General features: G+C 38.6%; 21 protein-coding genes and 1 pseudogene. 7 read left to right on the top strand and 15 right to left on the bottom strand.

Features of this window, described 5'->3' with window-relative positions; genetic code table 11:
• Positions 1-100 precede the first annotated feature (100 nt).
• The 3 genes from B7E05_RS02740 to B7E05_RS02730 form a co-directional block, all read right to left on the bottom strand.
• A complete protein-coding gene (locus B7E05_RS02740; protein WP_080872309.1) occupies positions 101-610 on the bottom strand; it encodes a YwhD family protein in 510 nt (169 codons plus the stop codon).
• A 63-nt stretch (positions 611-673) separates the two neighbouring features.
• A complete protein-coding gene (locus tag B7E05_RS02735; RefSeq protein ID WP_080872308.1) occupies positions 674-1180 on the bottom strand; it encodes a YwgA family protein in 507 nt (168 codons plus the stop codon).
• A 6-nt stretch (positions 1181-1186) separates the two neighbouring features.
• Positions 1187-2488, bottom strand: coding sequence for an HD domain-containing protein (locus B7E05_RS02730; RefSeq protein WP_080872307.1), 1302 nt, complete (start codon positions 2486-2488; stop codon positions 1187-1189).
• A 415-nt stretch (positions 2489-2903) separates the two neighbouring features.
• On the opposite strand from B7E05_RS02730, the gene B7E05_RS02725 reads away from it, so the two are divergent.
• On the top strand, positions 2904-3743 hold the full coding sequence (locus tag B7E05_RS02725; RefSeq protein WP_080872306.1) for a lipoate--protein ligase family protein: 840 nt from the start codon (positions 2904-2906) through the stop codon (positions 3741-3743).
• 74 nt (positions 3744-3817) lie between these two features.
• Here the strand turns inward: B7E05_RS02725 and pta are convergent, their stop codons facing one another.
• The gene (gene pta / locus B7E05_RS02720) at positions 3818-4792 is read right to left on the bottom strand and encodes a phosphate acetyltransferase (protein WP_080872304.1); all 975 of its coding nucleotides are present in this window, start codon (positions 4790-4792) and stop codon (positions 3818-3820) included.
• 363 nt (positions 4793-5155) lie between these two features.
• On the opposite strand from pta, the gene hemQ reads away from it, so the two are divergent.
• The 3 genes from hemQ (at position 5156) to B7E05_RS02700 (ending at position 7106) form a co-directional block, all read left to right on the top strand.
• Complete coding sequence (gene hemQ, locus B7E05_RS02715; protein WP_080872303.1) at positions 5156-5908, top strand: hydrogen peroxide-dependent heme synthase; 753 nt, start codon at positions 5156-5158, stop codon at positions 5906-5908.
• A 415-nt stretch (positions 5909-6323) separates the two neighbouring features.
• Positions 6324-6737, top strand: coding sequence for a spore coat protein GerQ (gerQ, locus tag B7E05_RS02705; protein WP_080872300.1), 414 nt, complete (start codon positions 6324-6326; stop codon positions 6735-6737).
• A gap of 114 nt (positions 6738-6851) precedes the next feature.
• Entirely contained in the window at positions 6852-7106 is a 255-nt protein-coding gene (locus B7E05_RS02700) for a hypothetical protein (RefSeq protein WP_080872299.1), read from the top strand.
• Positions 7107-7150: 44 nt separating this feature from the next.
• Here the strand turns inward: B7E05_RS02700 and B7E05_RS02695 are convergent, their stop codons facing one another.
• The 6 genes from B7E05_RS02695 to B7E05_RS02675 all read right to left on the bottom strand — a co-directional run bounded on the left by B7E05_RS02695 (position 7151) and on the right by B7E05_RS02675 (position 9873).
• The gene (locus B7E05_RS02695) at positions 7151-7522 is read right to left on the bottom strand and encodes a DUF423 domain-containing protein (protein WP_080872298.1); all 372 of its coding nucleotides are present in this window, start codon (positions 7520-7522) and stop codon (positions 7151-7153) included.
• Between the two features lie 210 nt (positions 7523-7732).
• On the bottom strand, positions 7733-8059 hold the full coding sequence (locus B7E05_RS02690; RefSeq protein WP_080872297.1) for a YwdI family protein: 327 nt from the start codon (positions 8057-8059) through the stop codon (positions 7733-7735).
• A gap of 118 nt (positions 8060-8177) precedes the next feature.
• Positions 8178-8333 carry a hypothetical protein gene (locus tag B7E05_RS22020; RefSeq protein WP_179134434.1) on the bottom strand — a complete coding sequence of 52 codons (156 nt, stop codon included), beginning with the start codon at positions 8331-8333 and terminating at the stop codon, positions 8178-8180.
• Between the two features lie 89 nt (positions 8334-8422).
• Positions 8423-9019, bottom strand: a complete 597-nt coding sequence (locus tag B7E05_RS02685) for a lysophospholipid acyltransferase family protein (protein ID WP_080872295.1) — start codon at positions 9017-9019, stop codon at positions 8423-8425.
• A 102-nt stretch (positions 9020-9121) separates the two neighbouring features.
• Positions 9122-9457, bottom strand: coding sequence for a CHY zinc finger protein (locus B7E05_RS02680; protein WP_080872294.1), 336 nt, complete (start codon positions 9455-9457; stop codon positions 9122-9124).
• A 77-nt stretch (positions 9458-9534) separates the two neighbouring features.
• Positions 9535-9873 carry a phasin family protein gene (locus tag B7E05_RS02675; RefSeq protein WP_080872293.1) on the bottom strand — a complete coding sequence of 113 codons (339 nt, stop codon included), beginning with the start codon at positions 9871-9873 and terminating at the stop codon, positions 9535-9537.
• Positions 9874-10195: 322 nt separating this feature from the next.
• On the opposite strand from B7E05_RS02675, the gene B7E05_RS02670 reads away from it, so the two are divergent.
• Entirely contained in the window at positions 10196-11539 is a 1344-nt protein-coding gene (locus B7E05_RS02670; protein ID WP_080872292.1) for a YjiH family protein, read from the top strand.
• A gap of 61 nt (positions 11540-11600) precedes the next feature.
• On the opposite strand, the gene B7E05_RS02665 is transcribed toward B7E05_RS02670, so the two are convergent.
• From B7E05_RS02665 to B7E05_RS02655, 3 genes are all read right to left on the bottom strand, one after another.
• Positions 11601-12611: an acyltransferase family protein gene (locus B7E05_RS02665; RefSeq protein ID WP_080872290.1), complete on the bottom strand. Its 1011-nt coding sequence runs from the start codon at positions 12609-12611 to the stop codon at positions 11601-11603.
• Positions 12612-12912: 301 nt separating this feature from the next.
• Positions 12913-13362, bottom strand: coding sequence for an OsmC family protein (locus B7E05_RS02660; protein ID WP_080872288.1), 450 nt, complete (start codon positions 13360-13362; stop codon positions 12913-12915).
• Between the two features lie 152 nt (positions 13363-13514).
• A complete protein-coding gene (locus B7E05_RS02655; protein WP_080876192.1) occupies positions 13515-14336 on the bottom strand; it encodes a TerC family protein in 822 nt (273 codons plus the stop codon).
• A gap of 395 nt (positions 14337-14731) precedes the next feature.
• Between B7E05_RS02655 and B7E05_RS02650 the strand changes: the two genes are divergently transcribed.
• Together B7E05_RS02650 and B7E05_RS02645 are read left to right on the top strand one after the other, a co-directional pair.
• On the top strand, positions 14732-15826 hold the full coding sequence (locus tag B7E05_RS02650; protein ID WP_080872286.1) for an AI-2E family transporter: 1095 nt from the start codon (positions 14732-14734) through the stop codon (positions 15824-15826).
• 12 nt (positions 15827-15838) lie between these two features.
• Complete coding sequence (locus B7E05_RS02645; protein WP_080872284.1) at positions 15839-16021, top strand: SE1832 family protein; 183 nt, start codon at positions 15839-15841, stop codon at positions 16019-16021.
• Between the two features lie 514 nt (positions 16022-16535).
• On the opposite strand, the gene B7E05_RS02635 is transcribed toward B7E05_RS02645, so the two are convergent.
• Positions 16536-16790, bottom strand: coding sequence for a hypothetical protein (locus tag B7E05_RS02635; RefSeq protein WP_245832918.1), 255 nt, complete (start codon positions 16788-16790; stop codon positions 16536-16538).
• A pseudogene (locus B7E05_RS02630) lies at positions 16765-17058 on the bottom strand (IS91 family transposase); the annotation flags it as partial. The pseudogene B7E05_RS02630 and the gene B7E05_RS02635, both read right to left, overlap by 26 nt.

Below are 17058 nucleotides of genomic sequence, written 5' to 3'. Positions count from 1 at the left end.
TGAGTTCAGCCCATGTACTCATAGTTTACAAAGGATTTGCGAAAAGTACAAGAAATTCTAAATATGTTCATAATTCATTCACAATTCATGTCATTATCCATTAGATATCTAATTGCTCTTTCAGCTCTTGTGTCGAGTTTTCCCACATTTCCGGTTTGAATTCTTTTAAGAAATCACCTAATAACTTTTTAGAATGCTCATCCATATGCTCCACGATAATTTTTCCTTTTAATGATTTCTCCATATGTTTTACATGCTCTGCCATGGATTTATAAGCTCGTTTGATTTCCCGGTTCACGCGGATTTCACTGCCGGCAACTCCAGCATAGTAAGGACCGTTTTCTCCTTTTTCCACTGTTACCCAGACAATCCAATAAAGCTTTCCGCCCTGTACTTCCTCACGATCTCTTATCCATTTCACACGGCGTTCGACGGAACTCCTTGCATGCATCGCATCCATATCAACATATGCTTTATCTTCATTCGGATCTACAATAATCGATGACATATTTTCAAGGCTGACTGTCCCAGCTCCATAACCGCCATGCCCATCAGTGGAGTCATCTTTTATAATCGTAAATGAATTCTTCTTTTTATTTCCATCTGTCATTGTATTCCCCTCCTGGCTTCATTTAGGCTTTTGTTTTATTTTATCACGTTCTAAACAGCATTTTTAGTGAGAAGACTTGTCCGGCAATTCCTCAACAAATTGGAATGCTTCATTCATTTCTTCCTCTGTATATTTCAATTTTGCCTTTACAGTATGCACCTTATCAATGATTTCTTCTTTTGACAAATACGAAAAATATAACATGGTCGAGACAAGCTCTAAAAAGCGGGCACTGCAATTTTGTAAATGATTGATTTGGCCCTGTAGATCTGGCATATTCACTTCAAATTGGTTTAAAAAGGTTTGTCCATCCTCTGTAATAGTGTAGTGATATTGGTGGTAGTTACTTTTCTCTTCCTTTTCCTCATCTAAAAAGTGTAAGTTACAAAGTTCCTCCACCCGCAAAGTTAATTCCTCTGAATAAGGTCCATAAAAATGGAATTGATATTTTTCTTCAAAGGGAACACGGTTTTGCTGCAAAATATAAATCATTTTTTGTAATTTCTTTCTTCCTGTCACTTGTTTGGCTTGAGAGAAAAAATAGAGCAGTTTCGCATGATTGTCTAACACAAATGGTCATTCCTTCCCGTACAATATATCTAAAATCCGTTTTTTCAAATCCGTATCTTCTATTCGCTGAATACTATCTTTAGGAAAATATAATTTATGATCCGTTCTTTTTTTACCAGAAATGGCCTCGACAATATCCGAATGACGGGATAATTCCTTCAAACCGCCATCTGGCATTAAAAGATGGATTGGCAGACGTTCTTCCTCTTCACCCGGCCGGTAGAAATCATATGGCAAATCAGACGAAGAATCGACTACTAAATAATAATCTGGATTAATACCCGCTTGTTTAAACAACTGGTAAAGCTCCATCCCTGCATTGATTTGCGGGTCAGGATTATATTCCACATATTTAAATAAATGCCGATTAATAAACCGATAGCTTAAATCTGCCAATATGTCATCTTTTTCTTCCTGCCATTGCTGAAAATAATAGTATACAATCATATCATCCAGTTTTAAATAGTCTGAGAGCTTCACTTTTTCTTCAAAAAAGGAAATAAAGTGTGTCGGCTCCAGTTGAAATTCGTAGGTATCATCTTCATATAATATCTTTGCCCGTTGAAATATTTTTGACAAGATAACCTCTGCACTTCTTGTTACAGGGTGAAAATAAACCTGCCAATACATTTGATAACGGCTCATAATATAGTCCTCGACCGCATGCATGCCGGTTGATTTAATGACTACCTGATCGTCCATCGGCCGCATCACTCGCAAAATACGTTCCATATCAAAATGGCCATAGCTTACCCCGGTAAAATAAGCATCCCGCTGCAGATAATCCATCCGGTCGGCATCAATTTGACTGGATATCAGACTTACCACAAGCTTGTCCGAATACGTTTTAGCAATCACATCTGCTACTTTCTCAGGAAAATCAGGAGATACGCTTGTTAACACCGCATTGACCTTCGTATCCCCTAAGATAATCTGCTGGGTAAACTGTTCATGATCCAGTTTAAATACCTTCTCAAAAGAATGGGAAAACGGACCGTGCCCTAAATCGTGCAATAATGCAGCACAAAGACACAGCACACGCTGCTCCCTGTCCCATCTTTCCCGGTCTGCAAAATTAGTCGTAATCCTTCTGACAATTTCATAGACCCCTAAGGAATGACTAAAACGGCTGTGCTCTGCTCCATGAAAAGTCAGATTGGTCGTACCCAGCTGTTTCACCCGGCGCAGTCTCTGAAATTCCGGTGTAGCAATCAAATCCCAGATGACCCGATCACGTACATGAATGTACCGGTGAACCGGATCTTTAAATACCTTTTCTTCTGTTAATTGTTCATCTTTATATGCCATTTCTTTATCTCCATCCGTGCTTTCCGAAAAATGCCAGCGTCCTTTTCCGGAAAAGATTCCATCTATTTCTGTCTATCTTTGATGAAACTTTTTATAGTGCGTGTTCAAAAAGTCCGATAAATAGGACCAAGTCGGCTAAGTTCGCGACGTCCTGGGGTTGCGATTACTCGCCCCATCGGAAACATTTGTGCGTCGAAAGTTCAAGGCGACCTGCTTTTTCCGAACGGACTTCTCGCGTGTTGTGGTGACTTCTACGTTGCCCACACGACGTGGGCGTTCTTAGTAGAAGTTCCTTTTCCCGCCATGTCATTTTTATTGGACTTTTTGAACATCCTCTTATACTTTTTTTCCATATATGCTTTGAATATATTATAATACAGTTAGGAAACTGATGAAAGGTTTAGGATAAAACACGATGAAAAATTGGAAAGAAATTATTCGTCATAATACATTTCGATATATAGATCACTCGGCAGAAAATACGGTCGCAGGCAAACCAAATACCGCACTTGCTTCCTTCGCTATAGATGATGCATTGGCTATTTCTGTCAGCGAAGAAACATCTCCACCTGTTATTCGTTTATGGGTGCATGCAGACACCATTGTATTGGGTATTCCTGATTCTCGTCTTCCCTATATTACAGAGGGGATAGCATTTCTTGAGGAGAATCATTACCAGGGAATTGTTCGTAATTCAGGAGGGCTTGCTGTTGCGCTGGATGAGGGTGTGCTCAATATTTCCCTTATTATCCCTGGAGCAACTAGTTTGTCTATCTATGATTGTTACGAAGCGATGGTTCGCTTTGTCCAGGCCATGTTTGCGGATTTAACCGACGCCATTGAAGCTTATGAAATTGTTGGTTCTTACTGTCCCGGCGATTATGATTTAAGTATTGATGGGAAAAAATTTGCAGGTATTTCACAACGCCGTGTCAAAAAAGGGATTTCCGTGCAAATTTATTTAGATATCGAAGGAAACAGCCAAGCACGCGCTTCTTTGATCCGGGAATTTTACCATATTGCAAAGCAAAATAAAGAAACAACCTTTACTTATCCCGAAGTGAATCCGGAAGTGATGGCTTCCCTCTCTGAATTATTGGGAGTATCTTTAACCGTAGAAGAAACCAAACAACGGGTAGTACATACGTTAAAGGGTTTAACGGAAGAAATGGTTACGATCCCAATGCAGGATACAGAGCAAAAGAATTTTGATAAAAGGTATCAGCAAATGATAAAACGGAATGAACATGTATAAGTAAGGAATCAACCCACATAAAAACAGCCTGACGCAGATGAATTCATCTGCGTCAGGCTGTTTTTATCGTTGTATTATTCTGCTGTTGCTTGCGCTGCTGTAATCAGTGCAAGGTTGTATACATCTTCCGCACTGCAGCCTCTGGATAAGTCATTTACCGGTTTATTCAGCCCTTGCAGAATCGGACCGACTGCTTCAAAACCGCCCAGGCGCTGTGCAATTTTATAGCCAATATTACCAGCTTCCAAACTTGGGAATATAAATACATTAGCATCCCCTTTAATCACGGAATCCGGTGCTTTTTTCTCTGCCACACTTGGTACAAATGCTGCATCAAATTGAAATTCCCCGTCAATAACAAGGGATGTATCTTTTTCCTTTGCAAGGCTTAATGCATCCGTCACCTTTTCTGTCTCCGGTGATTTCGCAGAACCGGCAGTTGAAAAGCTGAGCATAGCGACACGGGGATCAACATCAAATAAAGCACCTGTTTTGGCACTTTCTACCGCAATTTCTGCCAAGTCATTGCTGTCTGGTGTAATATTAATGGCGCAATCAGCAAAGACATATTTTTCTTCCCCTTTTACCATAATGAAGACGCCGGAAGTTTTCTGTACGCCTTCTTTCGTCTTAATAATCTGTAATGCCGGGCGCACTGTATCCGCTGTGGAATGCGCCGCACCACTTACAAGACCATCTGCTTTATTTAAATAAACGAGCATCGTACCAAAATAATTTTCATCTAACAATATTTTTTTCGCATCTTCTTCGGTGGCTTTTCCTTTTCTTCTTTCTACAAAAGCCTCCACCATTTCTTGAAATCCTTCGTCGGTTGCAGGGTCGACGATTTCAAGTCCAGCTGTCTGTATATTTAAATCTGCGCACTTTTGTTCCACCTCTTGTTTATTGCCAATGACAACAGGTGTAAGCACGCCGTCTTCAGCCAGTCGGCTTGCCGCTGTCAGTATCCGTTCATCTAAACCTTCAGGGAATACAATACGTTTGTTATTTCCTTTTACTTTCTCGGTTAATTGTTCAAATAAACCCATGATGAAACCTCCTCATATCGTTACCACGTTCATTGAATCGTTGTTAATTTTTTCACTTGAAAAAACGGTCTAATTTACCTTCATATTCTCTTTCATGATATATCATTTAACCGTACAAATAAAGCCTTGAACCCTGGAAAATCAGTGAAAAGGATTACATCCGTTTTCTTTTGTCCAACGGCGATATCTGCTGATTTTTTAGATTTTTCTACCAATGATATACACCCTTTCCAATTTTGACAAACCCTTGACAATACACGAGATAACATGATTTTATGCCTTTTTTTATATGATTCTCCCCTTCTGGTTATGCTATAGTTAATATAGAATCAGTATTTTCATTTATGAAGGAGTGTATAAACGATGGCAGAACCCGTAGTAACTGTAGATGGCTGGTCCGCATTACATGACACGCGTCATTTTGACTGGACAGCTTGGAAATCCATCTCTGAAGACGAAAGAAATCAAGCGATCAATGAGTTTAAAGAACTTATTAAACAATGGGAAACCGTAGAAGAAAATAAAGAAGGCAGTCACAATATCTTTAAAGTTGTTGGAAATAAGGCCGACCTGATGTTTATTTTCTTACGTGAAACCATGGACGAGCTGGAAGAAATTAAAACAGCTATCAATAAAACGATACTAGGTGATTTCTTAATCCCGGGCTATTCCTATGTGTCTATTATCGAAATGACGATGCATGACCCAATGAAAGCCGGTGATGACCGGGAGCTTTCCCCATACGTGAAAGAACGCTTAAAACCAACGATGCCGAAATGGGAACATGCTTGTTTCTATCCAATGGCACGACGCCGTAATTCGGACGCAAACTGGTTCACAATTGATAAAGATGAACGTACGAAATTACTTTATGAGCATGGCATGACTGGACGTAAATATGCCGGTAAAGTCAAAGAAATCATCACTGGATCGATTGGTCTGGATGAGTGGGAATGGGGCGTTACCTTATTTGCTCATGATCCATTACAATTTAAAAAAATCGTTTATGAAATGCGTTTTGATGAAGTAACAACGAAATATGCTGAGTTTGGTGACTTCATCATGGGTAATTACTTAGCAACGGATGAACTCGCTGATTATCTTGCATTATCATAATGTATATTAAAAAAGAGACTGTAAAAGGTCTCTTTTTTTATACAAAAATGTATCATGAAGATATCCTTTCCTACATACATATCATTAATGAGCTGACACTGAAGATTTTTTCAAGAAATGAGGTTGATCTATGGCAATTATTGCTCATTATGAAGCGGGCGTTGATTAACTTACCCGGCGAATGCATGCAGAAGCAGCGTGCTTCCAGGTGAAATACAGTACCCGGCTTTGAATTCGCTTTGGTTTTTATGCCTGAAGATGCTTGCCCTGACCAGTGATATGGTCAATGGAATACAGAAAGATACAAAGAACATTATTTTTATGTGCCTCTGAAGGTGAATGTCCTGATGTATACCGGAAGAAAGATTTTTGGTAAATAGAATGCAATTTCTTTATCGAAAAGGAGAGTGGAATAATGAGTGATCAAATAAACCCGAATCAGCCAATAAATAATCCACAGCCTGCCTATCCGAACCCATACTATTACTATCCTGCAGCGACGGGAAGTTTTTACCCAACTTATCCATATAGACAATATGCCCAACCCAGTAACGGAAATGGAAATGGCAACGGGCAGCTGACCAATCAGCAATCTTATATTGAAAATATTTTACGACTGAACCGCGGAAAACTGGGTACCTTTTATCTGACGTTTGAAGGTCAAGAACCCACCGCATTCCGTGGATATCTCGAAGAAGCCGGACGGGATCACATTCTCATCCGGGAGGAAAATTCCAACCGGCGTTTCTTATTATTAATGGTCTATTTAGATTATGTGCTGTTTGATGAAGAAATTAATTATGCTTACCCATTTAGTGATCAGCAGTAATTATCCAACGGCCAATCCAGATCATGCATTGAGGCAATGAATAAAGCGTAGACATCACTTGTTGTCTACGCTTTTCCTTACGTAACTCATTAACCGCATTGTGAGGAGATGACCATGAAACATCCTCTGGAAAAATTAATACGTATGGAAGTAATGACGATTATTGCCGGTTTGTTTATCGGTATTTTTGCCTGGATAACAGGGTGGGTGTTCTTTTTATTCCTTGCTTGTTATCTTTTTATCGGCAGCATGCTTAGTCACGCTTTGATTCTGCTTCATACCCGCAGAGGGTCAGACGGAATAAAACAAGCCATCCGGGCAATGTTGCTGTTTTTATTTATTACTTCGCTTTTCTTCTATCTAAATTAAAAACGTTTTAACCTTTAAACGTGCAAAGGCTAAAACGCATAAATTTATAGTAATTTCATCGCTCCGATTCCTAATAAAACCCAACCCACTAAAAAGGACAGTCCTCCAATTGGTGTAATCATCGCAAGTGTTTTGACTCCGGTTAAAGCATATAGGTATAAACTTCCTGAAAATAGCACAATACCTGCTAAAAACAGCCAGCCGCTTGATGCAAACAGATTACTTCCCTCGAATCTTCCTAAAAGAAGCGCTACAGCAACAATGGCCACGGTATGGAACATTTGATAATCTACTGCTTTCCCCCAATTTGTTAAGGCTTTTTCGGATAATCTTCCTTCCAGGCCGTGGGCTCCAAATGCTCCAAGAGCTACTGCTAAAAAGCCTAAGACAGCTCCAATGATTATAAATAGTTTCATCTTATTCATCTCCAATCATAATTACATCTTATATAGATAAATTAAAATTTTACCTTCTGACATTTGCTCCGGAAAAACACTGCGCTATTAAAGTGTTTAGCCTTGAAATAAATGGACTCATTTTTCAAATACAAAAGGTAGATTTATTAATTCAATTTATATAGATGTTTGTATTCAAAAGAAATGCTATCTTTTGAACCCTTGTATAGCCTAAAAATCGAATAACGAATCTCCATTGGCGTCCCCTTCATGTAACTTCTTCTCAGATGGGACTGTTTTTCCGGTTGACTGCTTGCCAAGCATTGCTTTCATTTCCGCTTCTGAAATATGCTCTTCTGTTTCTTCCATGTTTACCTGCACCTGTTCCATTCTCTGGTCCGTCATATTGGAATCTGTACTGCCTGAAATAAATAGTTCACTTAATAAATGGATATTCTCCATATGTTTTTTTACCTGATCTTGCTGATGGGCTTTTGTTTTGGCTTCTTCCAGCTCACCAATCATTTTATTAATGATTATTTCATTGCTTACAGCCATGGAACCCCTCCTTTATGTAACATCCACTATGCATTATAGCATATTCACGGGTCAGTTAAACTTTTCAAAATGGAAAACATAAAAAAAGAGCTTTAGACGGTATTCGCCTTTCTGCTCTTTATCTTGATATACGATTTTCCACTAACTTTCTTCTTGATATTTCCTCCACCGTATAGCGTTCATACATCCATTTCAAAAACGTAACCTCGGTTTCTTCCAGTTCCCTTCCTAGTTGTGTAGACGTTTGATGATAAAGATGAAAAAAGTTTTTCATTCTTGAAAACTCCTCCTATACCTATACTGTGCAGTAAATGATAGAGATATTATAGCATTGTCTTTTTTTATCTTCAATAGGAGAATATTTCAAATTTTCGATTCTATAGTAGATTGTAATGCATACAGTTTTTCATTCATTACTTCCATCATCTCGTCCATTGCCTCTTTTCGAGGGATATCTTCAGACAAATAGATTGGATCACCAAAAATAATTTTTGGTTTCTTAAATTGGAGGAGTTCTTTAAAATTATTCGGTCCGATATAAGCTGCCGGCACAATAGGCGCCTTGCTGTATGCAGCAATTGTGACTGCTCCCCTTTTCAATGGAACCTGATTGGTTGTCCTTGTACCACTAGGAAAAATGCCAATAACTTTTCCATCTTTTAAAAGTTTTCGCGGTACTTTAATCGTGCTGGGACCTGGGTTATCCCGATCGACTGGAAAAGCATTCAATTTTTTCATGAGCCATCTTAAAGGACCTGATTGAAATAATTCCTTTTTTGCCATGTAATGGACTTTTGTCGGCAACAGACTGACGCCTAACCACAAAATATCAACCCATCCTGAGTGGGTACATGCAATAATGTACCCGTCTGATTCGGGAAGTTTTTCTTTCTGAAATACATTGACACGTCCAAATATATTTAATATTACTTTTAATAGATATGCAGCTGTGTAATACATGTTTCTCTTCCTTTATTCATAATTAGTACCAGGTACTTACATAAGATACTAACGGAAAAATGATAAAATGACAAGACGTTTGTATAAAATAAAACGTCTTCCTTATTGTTTACCATTAGCAGCGGTATAATCAAAATACAAATGATAGTGGTTTTGACAGCCTTCATTAAACAGGGATTTACAATGCAAACATGTATTTGTGTTCAAATATTGGTTTATCGTATGTTCTGTTTTACAAACGCCGCACACTATCGCCAATGTATCAAATTCATGTTTTCCCCATACAGCGATGTTATGATTTTCAAATTCTTGATGGCACTGATAGCATGGATAATATTTGCCACAGCATTTAAATTTAATCGCAATAATATCATGAAGCTGGTGGTAATGTGTACACCTTGTCTGATTATCGATAACTGCTCCGTGAATTTCAGTCATTGGGATGCTCCTTTCCAATTTTAAAAAGAGCAACACGCTTCCTTGATAGGATAAGCGTCTTGCTCTTTCGTCTATTTTTATTCTTTTTCTTCAGATGCTTCTGTCTCATCTTCTTGTGAAGAAACTCCCAGCTTTTCTTCTAGGACATTCACTCTGGCTCGCAATTCATCGATTTCCTCTGTTGTTGCAATGCCGGTTTCTCTTGCCAAATCTCTCTTCTTCTCTCTGCTTTTTTCATCCCACTCATCTTTTTTGCTGCTGCCTTTTTCCATAAAATTATCTAAAACAGTTCTTGCCTGCTCCTGTGTTAACTCGTTTTTTTCCACTAATTCTTTTACTTTTTGTTCAAATTTTTCTTTCCCGCTTACTGCAGCGCCTAATCCCAGTAAAAATCCTTTACGTAAATAATCACTCATCATTTATACCTCCTATAGTATGCCTTTATGATGGTTCGTTGAACATGGGATGAACCTTTCACCTTTACAATGCGTGAAACAGGGTCGTTCTATTCATTATTTGTATTACATAGAATAAAACGATCCTTCCTGTTATTTTATTATATAAAATATATTATTGCCACGTAAATGATTTTGGTATCTATTTTTTACTGCTATAATTTTATATACCCGATGCATACTATATTCAATCATGGTCTCACATTTTCTATTGAATAAAGTTACGTTCGAGTGTATAATCATACAGTCATATATTTTAAGTTTATTTCAAGGAGGAAAATAAATGCAATCTTATTCCTTTCGCCATATTATGAAATTTATTATTCCGTCTCTCATCGGTTTATTTCTTTTCCTATATCCATTACCGACAGAGGACGGCTTTACCATACCAATTGCCTTTTTAGCAGGACTGTTTCAAGATATTTTGGAAAATCATCTATCTCTTATTATGATGATTGTCATTATAATAACCGCCGCGGGCACCATCTTCGCTAAATTAGCTGGCGCATCATATTTCCAGAAATTCCCGTTTCTGCATCATTTATTTTTTACAACATGGTTCTGGACAATTACACGTATTTTAGCCGCTGTTTTTGCCATTATGGTTTATTTCCAGGTTGGACCGGAATTTGTTTATAACGAAGATACTGGCGGAATGCTGCTGGACAGCCTGCTGCACACATTGTTTGCCACATTCCTGTTTGCCGGTCTGTTCCTGCCGTTCTTAACCAATTTTGGACTGTTGGAGTTTTTTGGCGGTATTATGCAAAAAGTAATGCGGCCTTTATTCCGCCTCCCGGGCAGGGCTTCTGTAGATAGTTTAGCTTCCTGGGTTGGCGATGCTACGATTGGTGTATTGCTGACAAATAAACAGTATGAAGAAGGATATTATACAAAACGGGAAGCTGCTATTATCAGTACAACCTTCTCTGTTGTATCGATTACGTTTACGTTAGTTATTTTACAAGAAGTAAATTTAGATTACATGTTTTTACCGTTTTATTTCACTATCCTGTTTGCAGGGGGAGTTGCAGCTTTTATTATGCCGCGGATTCCACCGCTTTCCAGAATGTCAAATACTTATATAAACGGAAAAGAAAGAAGCAGTGATGAAAAAATTCCTGCCTCTGATAATGTGTTTACGTACGGATTTAAAAATGCTGTCAAACGGGCAGAGAAAGAAACGAGTCTCCGTACCTTCTTTGTAGATGGCGGAAAAAATATTTTGGATATGTGGTTTGCTGTCACCCCGGTTGTGATGGCATTCGGGACAATTGCCGTTATCATTGCGGAATACACACCTTTATTCCAATGGCTTGGGATGCCGTTTGTTCCTATTTTAGAGCTGATGCAAATTCCATTTGCTCAAGAAGCATCTGAAACACTGCTGATCGGTTTTGCAGACATGTTCCTCCCTGCTATCTTAATTACAGGTGTGGAAGCAGAGATAACAAGGTTTATTATTGCCGCACTATCGGTAACACAGCTTATTTTCATGTCTGAAGTTGGTGGACTGATTCTGGGTACAAAAATCCCCGTATCCTTCCGTCACCTGGTTATTATCTTTTTAATGCGTACTGTAATTACACTTCCGATTATTACGATTATTGCTCATCTGTTATTTTAAATAAAGCATGAAAAATGCAGAGCCCGAAAAGGAGCTCCGCATTTTTTTATAACAGCTGTTTTTAAGAAGATGTTCCCTTATGCTGATGGTTAAATAAAGATTTGATTTTCGCTAAACTACCCTCAATAAATGGCTGTGAGATAGTTAAAACGGGTTTGCTGGACAATGTAATGACAATCAGCGCTGCCAGGCCGGCAATGCCGACAACATCAAACCAGTGATTTACTGCTAATAAATCAAATTCACGCAGAAATTGGATAATGAAACCATGCAGCAGGTAAACATATAATGTTCTTGTGCCAAGTTTGGTCACCCAGCCCATATTTCTTTTCGGAATCCATGCTAATATACAGGTTGTCATAATAGCTGCAATGACATAAACAAGTAATCGGACCAAGCCTCCCAAGCTTTCCAAGCCTAAGCTGCTGTAAGACTGGGAAGCAAGCAGCCAGCCGGTGTCTATGACCGGAAATACATAAATGAGCACAAACATCGTGGCCATCACAGCAATAGAAGCTGTCTTTACCTTCCGGGTTTTCACCAGCATCACCTGATCGACGGTTAACCAGTAGCCGATTAAAAAGAATGGGAAAAACACAAATGTTCTCGATAAACTGAACGAATGCCCAATTTCTCCAAAATAACCGACAATGATTCCTATAAATATCGATAAGGTAATACTCCAGCCTGCCGGAATTTTTTTAAACAGTACCAGCAGGATATGCCAACTGAATAAACTGAACAGGAACCAGAGAGACCATTGCGGATAGAAAACCCCTGTCTGCCAATCTGCTTTACCTATGAAAAAATAATATATTGTATATAATGTTTGAAAAATAAAATATGGAATGATTAATTTCTTCATGAGATTCCATATATATTTTTTGTTTCCTGAACCTTTCGCAAAGAAACCAGCCAATAAAATAAATGCCGGCATATGAAAGGTGTATATCCAGATATAAATTGCTTCCGTCGACTTTGAATCACTGATAAAAGGCTGAATCATATGACCAAAAACAACGAGGAAAATCAAAAATACTTTCGCATTATCAAAGAATGCATTTCGTCCCATCGTTTATCCCTCTTATCTGTACACATGTTTTCATAAGCATAAATGGCTATTCCATATAAAATCCTGTACTAAAATGGGTAGAAACAAACGCTGTCCCCCAAATGAAATGACATGGAATTCAATCTCATTTTATGCCACATACTCTACTTTACCCATTTCTATTTAAAAAATCTCCCTAAAAGACTAATTTTCATCGTTTTGTAATCATTTTGTTAGTGTCACGAAAAAATGTAACATAACGAAATCATTTTCCACATAAATGTCAAATACATTGGATTACCATCATTTAGTTTAATCCGATTTATTCTTCTACTCGAACAACAGGGGCAATCTCTATTTGAACATTTCCTTCTATAGCTCTTGAAATCATGCACGTTTTCTCTGCCTTTTCTATAAGCTTGTTGGTTAAACGTGTTTGCTTTTCAGTTGTTTCTTTTTTCAAAGTTATATGAGGACGATGGATAATTTTTTCATATGTGAAGATTCCCTCCGTTACATCAACCATCCCCTCGGAGGTTATGCCTATATCGGCAACGGGGATATGGGACCGTTCAAGCATAGCTGCCAATGAAATGATATAACATGTTGCAGCTGCTCCAAGCAGCATTTCGTCTGGATTTGTACCAATACCCGGCCCATCCATTTCTGGCGGGATAGATATTTTCGTTTGCAAATTTCCAGCATCTATATAACCTTCACTATTACGTCCACCTTGCCATTCGCCTTTTAAATGAAAGTGGTGTAATGTCATTCGAATCACTCCTGACACTCATTTTTCTTTCCCTTCATTATGACGTATTGACAGTGTTTTTACAAAAAATTGCATCTTTTAGTTGAGAAACAAGAAAGTCGTGCTGACCATTTGAGAATGCAGCACGACTTTCTTGCTCCCTATATAACGCTTTAGTTGGATGGTTCTTTATTTCTTTTGATTTTCGGGCTGGACGCGAACCAGCCGAAAAGCGCAATTCCTACAAGGATGACATAGAAAGAAACCTTCCATGCAGTAGCATGCGGGAAGTATTCTGGAAGAATGGCTAAATCCGGGTTGGCTAATACCATTACAGCCAGTTTTACTCCGACCCAGCCAACTATAAGGAATGCGGCAATTTCCAAGGTTGGCCGTTTATGCAAGAGAGTGACAAAAACATTAGCAGCGAACCGCATGATAATTAAGCCAATCATTCCCCCGGCAAATACAACAGCAAATTGGCCGGTATCCAAGCTTCCCATGTGGCCAAAGCCGGTTGGAGGTAATGCTACTGCTAAAGCAACAGCTGCTAAAATCGAATCTACAGCAAAGGCGATATCTGCAAGCTCTACCTTCAAAACAGTCAGCCAAAATTGCTTTGGTGAAGCCTGTTCGAGCGCTTGATTTTTTTCTGGAGATGATTTTTCTTTGGTTTGCTTCTGTGTCTCCGGTTTATCCGGTTCTTTCTTTTTAAATCGATCGTATAGATTTTTCCCTGATATAGCTAAAAGGTAGATGGCTCCAAATGCCTGTACTAACCAAAAATCAACCAGCAGCGAAATAACAAACAGCGAAGCAAAACGAAATACAAATGCCCCTGCTAATCCATAAAATAATGCTTTCTTCCTTTGTTTTTCCGGAAGATGTCTTACCATAATTGCCAGCACAAGCGCATTATCAGCTGCTAATAATCCTTCTAACGCAACTAAAACCAGCAAGACCCATAAATATTCCAGTAATAATTCTGTTCCCATGATGTTTTCTCCTTTTCTACATGTGTTTTGCAGAAAAGGCCATAAAAATAGACCTCTACCTGCAATCGGTAAAGGTCTCGCTAACAACATCGCGGTTGCCACCTAAAGCCGGAGATAAGAATATCCCGTAATGACGACTTTACGTGTACAGCTACTCCCCTTCAGGAAATATACTATTCCGTTAATAAAGTATACTTTATTAAAACCTTATTTATGAACTTTGTCAATACTTTTTTCAAGCAGCTTCCTTTCTATCGCAGGGCAACTTGCTGGAAGAACCCCGCTTCAAGTATAGTGGAAGTATCCTTCAAAAATCAGCTAAAGATGTTTATAGCTTTCTTATTTCGGTTAATGTAAAATAAAGCATATCAATAGAAAGAAAGTAGTGTGATCGAATGACGCAAAAACGCTGGTTTCAATTTTTTATTTTTTTCATCTGTTTATTTACATTAATTTTTCTTATATCAATCACTCATTTTATTTTCACACCCGTTCTGCAATTAATTGGTGCCGTGGCGCTCCCAATCATTGGTGCAGGTATTATTTATTACTTAACCAGGCCGCTTTTTAATCTGTTCGTAAAAATAAAAGTGCCGAAGATTTTATCTATCTTCCTTGTGTTTCTGGTTATTATCGGTGCGATTGCCTTATTTATTTTATTTATTTGGCCGATTGCCCGCGACCAGTTTGAACGCCTGATGGAAAGTATTCCCGGAATGGTCAATATGGTTGAAGGCTGGATTAATTATTGGCAAGATAATATTGCGCTCGTTCCTGATCAAGTCATCGATGCCATCAATAATTTTGCGAATGATATTCCCGGACATATTGAGAATGTGCTAAATAACGTATTTGGATTTTTAGGCAGCTTTATTGGTCAATTAGTCAGCATTGTTGCCGGTATTATCCTGATTCCTTTCTTTCTCTTCTTTATGTTAAAAGACGGTAAGAAACTTGTCCCATTTTTACTGCAATTTTTCGATAAGAAAAAAGCAGATAATCTGCATACTTTATTAAGTAAAATTGATCATGTCCTGTCATCCTTCATTCAGGGACAGCTATTAGTCAGTTTTGCTGTCGGTGTTTTATTATTAATCGGTTATTTAATCATCGGTTTAGAATACGCCGTTGTGCTTGCATTATTTGGTATGATGATGAATGTAATTCCATTCTTAGGGCCTTATATTGCTGTTATACCAGCTCTATTGGTTGGCGGCTTTCAAGAACCGATGAACTTAATCTGGGTTTCTATCATTATGCTTGTTGCCCAGCAGATTGAAAGCAACCTGATTACTCCAAATGTCATGGGGCAGACACTCAGTCTGCATCCATTAACAGTCATTACCGCTATTCTGGCAGCAGGAAGTATCGCCGGATTTTTAGGAATTTTATTCGCTATTCCTGTATACGCTGTTATCCGGACCATTGTAGTTCATTTTTATCAGACCTATGTAGATTCCAAAAAGAATAAGGATGATGCTTTAATTTAAGGAGGGATTTTCTTGCAAACAAAGATAGAACTGGAACAAAAATTAGATGAATTAAAGTCAGATTATACACGAATTCAAGGTGATTTAGACAAACTGGAATTCGTCAAAGGACGCGTCTCCTCTGCCGAAGAACAATTAGTCCGTTTAGAAGGGGAAATTGCTGAAGTAAGAAAAGAGCTGGAGCAATATAATTAATTACTTAACTTTTGCACTAAAAAAAGTAACTTTCATTCTATAGAAACAAGGTTGATTGTTTCTTCCGTATAGCTGTTGACAAAGATTTGAAGGTAAAGTGTAAGGCGACCGCTACGGAAAAACACTACGCTTTCCGCGGGCTTGAGCTCAGCCTCCCCGGTAAAGGAGACTTAGCGATTGGCAAGCCGAAAGGCGCAGACAAAGCTAAAGTCGCTCTTATGCCCCGCGGGTAAAAAAAGAAGTTCGCTTTTTTCCTGCGGGGTCTTCCCACTGGGGCTGCGCTTACTCATCCCATCGAAAACACTTGTACGTTGGAAAGCGGAGTGGTTGGCCGGAGCGGAGCTATACAGCCTATCCTGTTCAAAAAATAGAAGGATGATTGAACCAAAAGCAAGCATGACAATAGAGATCATGTTCATCCTGGAACAACAAGGTTTATATGCTTATTCTTAGGGACGAAAGTTGAGTTAAGAACAAAATCGCTAACGCGACTAAATCACGTCCCAAGTAGATGCTAATCACTTGGGACGTTTTTCGCTTCAATCATAGTGCCATTACAATGCGGACAATGAAGTTCTACTTCATCTCTATTATTTTTATCCACACTAAATTCACCAATGATATACTCCGGGACTTCATCGGTTCCATGGCAATCTAAACATTGAAATAATATGATCTTCATTTCTTCTTTTAAGCCAAAAGGATCCTCTTCGTCCAGCCAGTCTGGAAAAAATTCATCTGATTTATCCGGCTCTTTTGGGTTTGTCAATTCCGTATCTCCTCCTTCTTTCTTTCTCTACATCCTCCATGTAATGATAAATCCACCCATAGTCAGCATGCCATATTCCAATGAGCTCCATCTGTTTACGGCAACACGGACATTCCAAAGGGTCCTGTTCAAATGATTCTATCATACGTTGACGGTATGTTTTTTTCTTACGTTTTGCTTCCAAAAGAAACGAAATCTGCTTCGTTCTCATGAACGCATATAAACTCAATATTTGTTGCGCTTTACGATGAGCCCTTCTACTATACAG

Source organism: Oceanobacillus timonensis (assembly GCF_900166635.1).
Taxonomy (GTDB): Bacteria; Bacillota; Bacilli; order Bacillales; family Amphibacillaceae; genus Oceanobacillus; species Oceanobacillus timonensis.
Note: the sequence above shows the minus strand (reverse complement) of the source record. Positions and strands in the feature narration are given on the sequence as shown.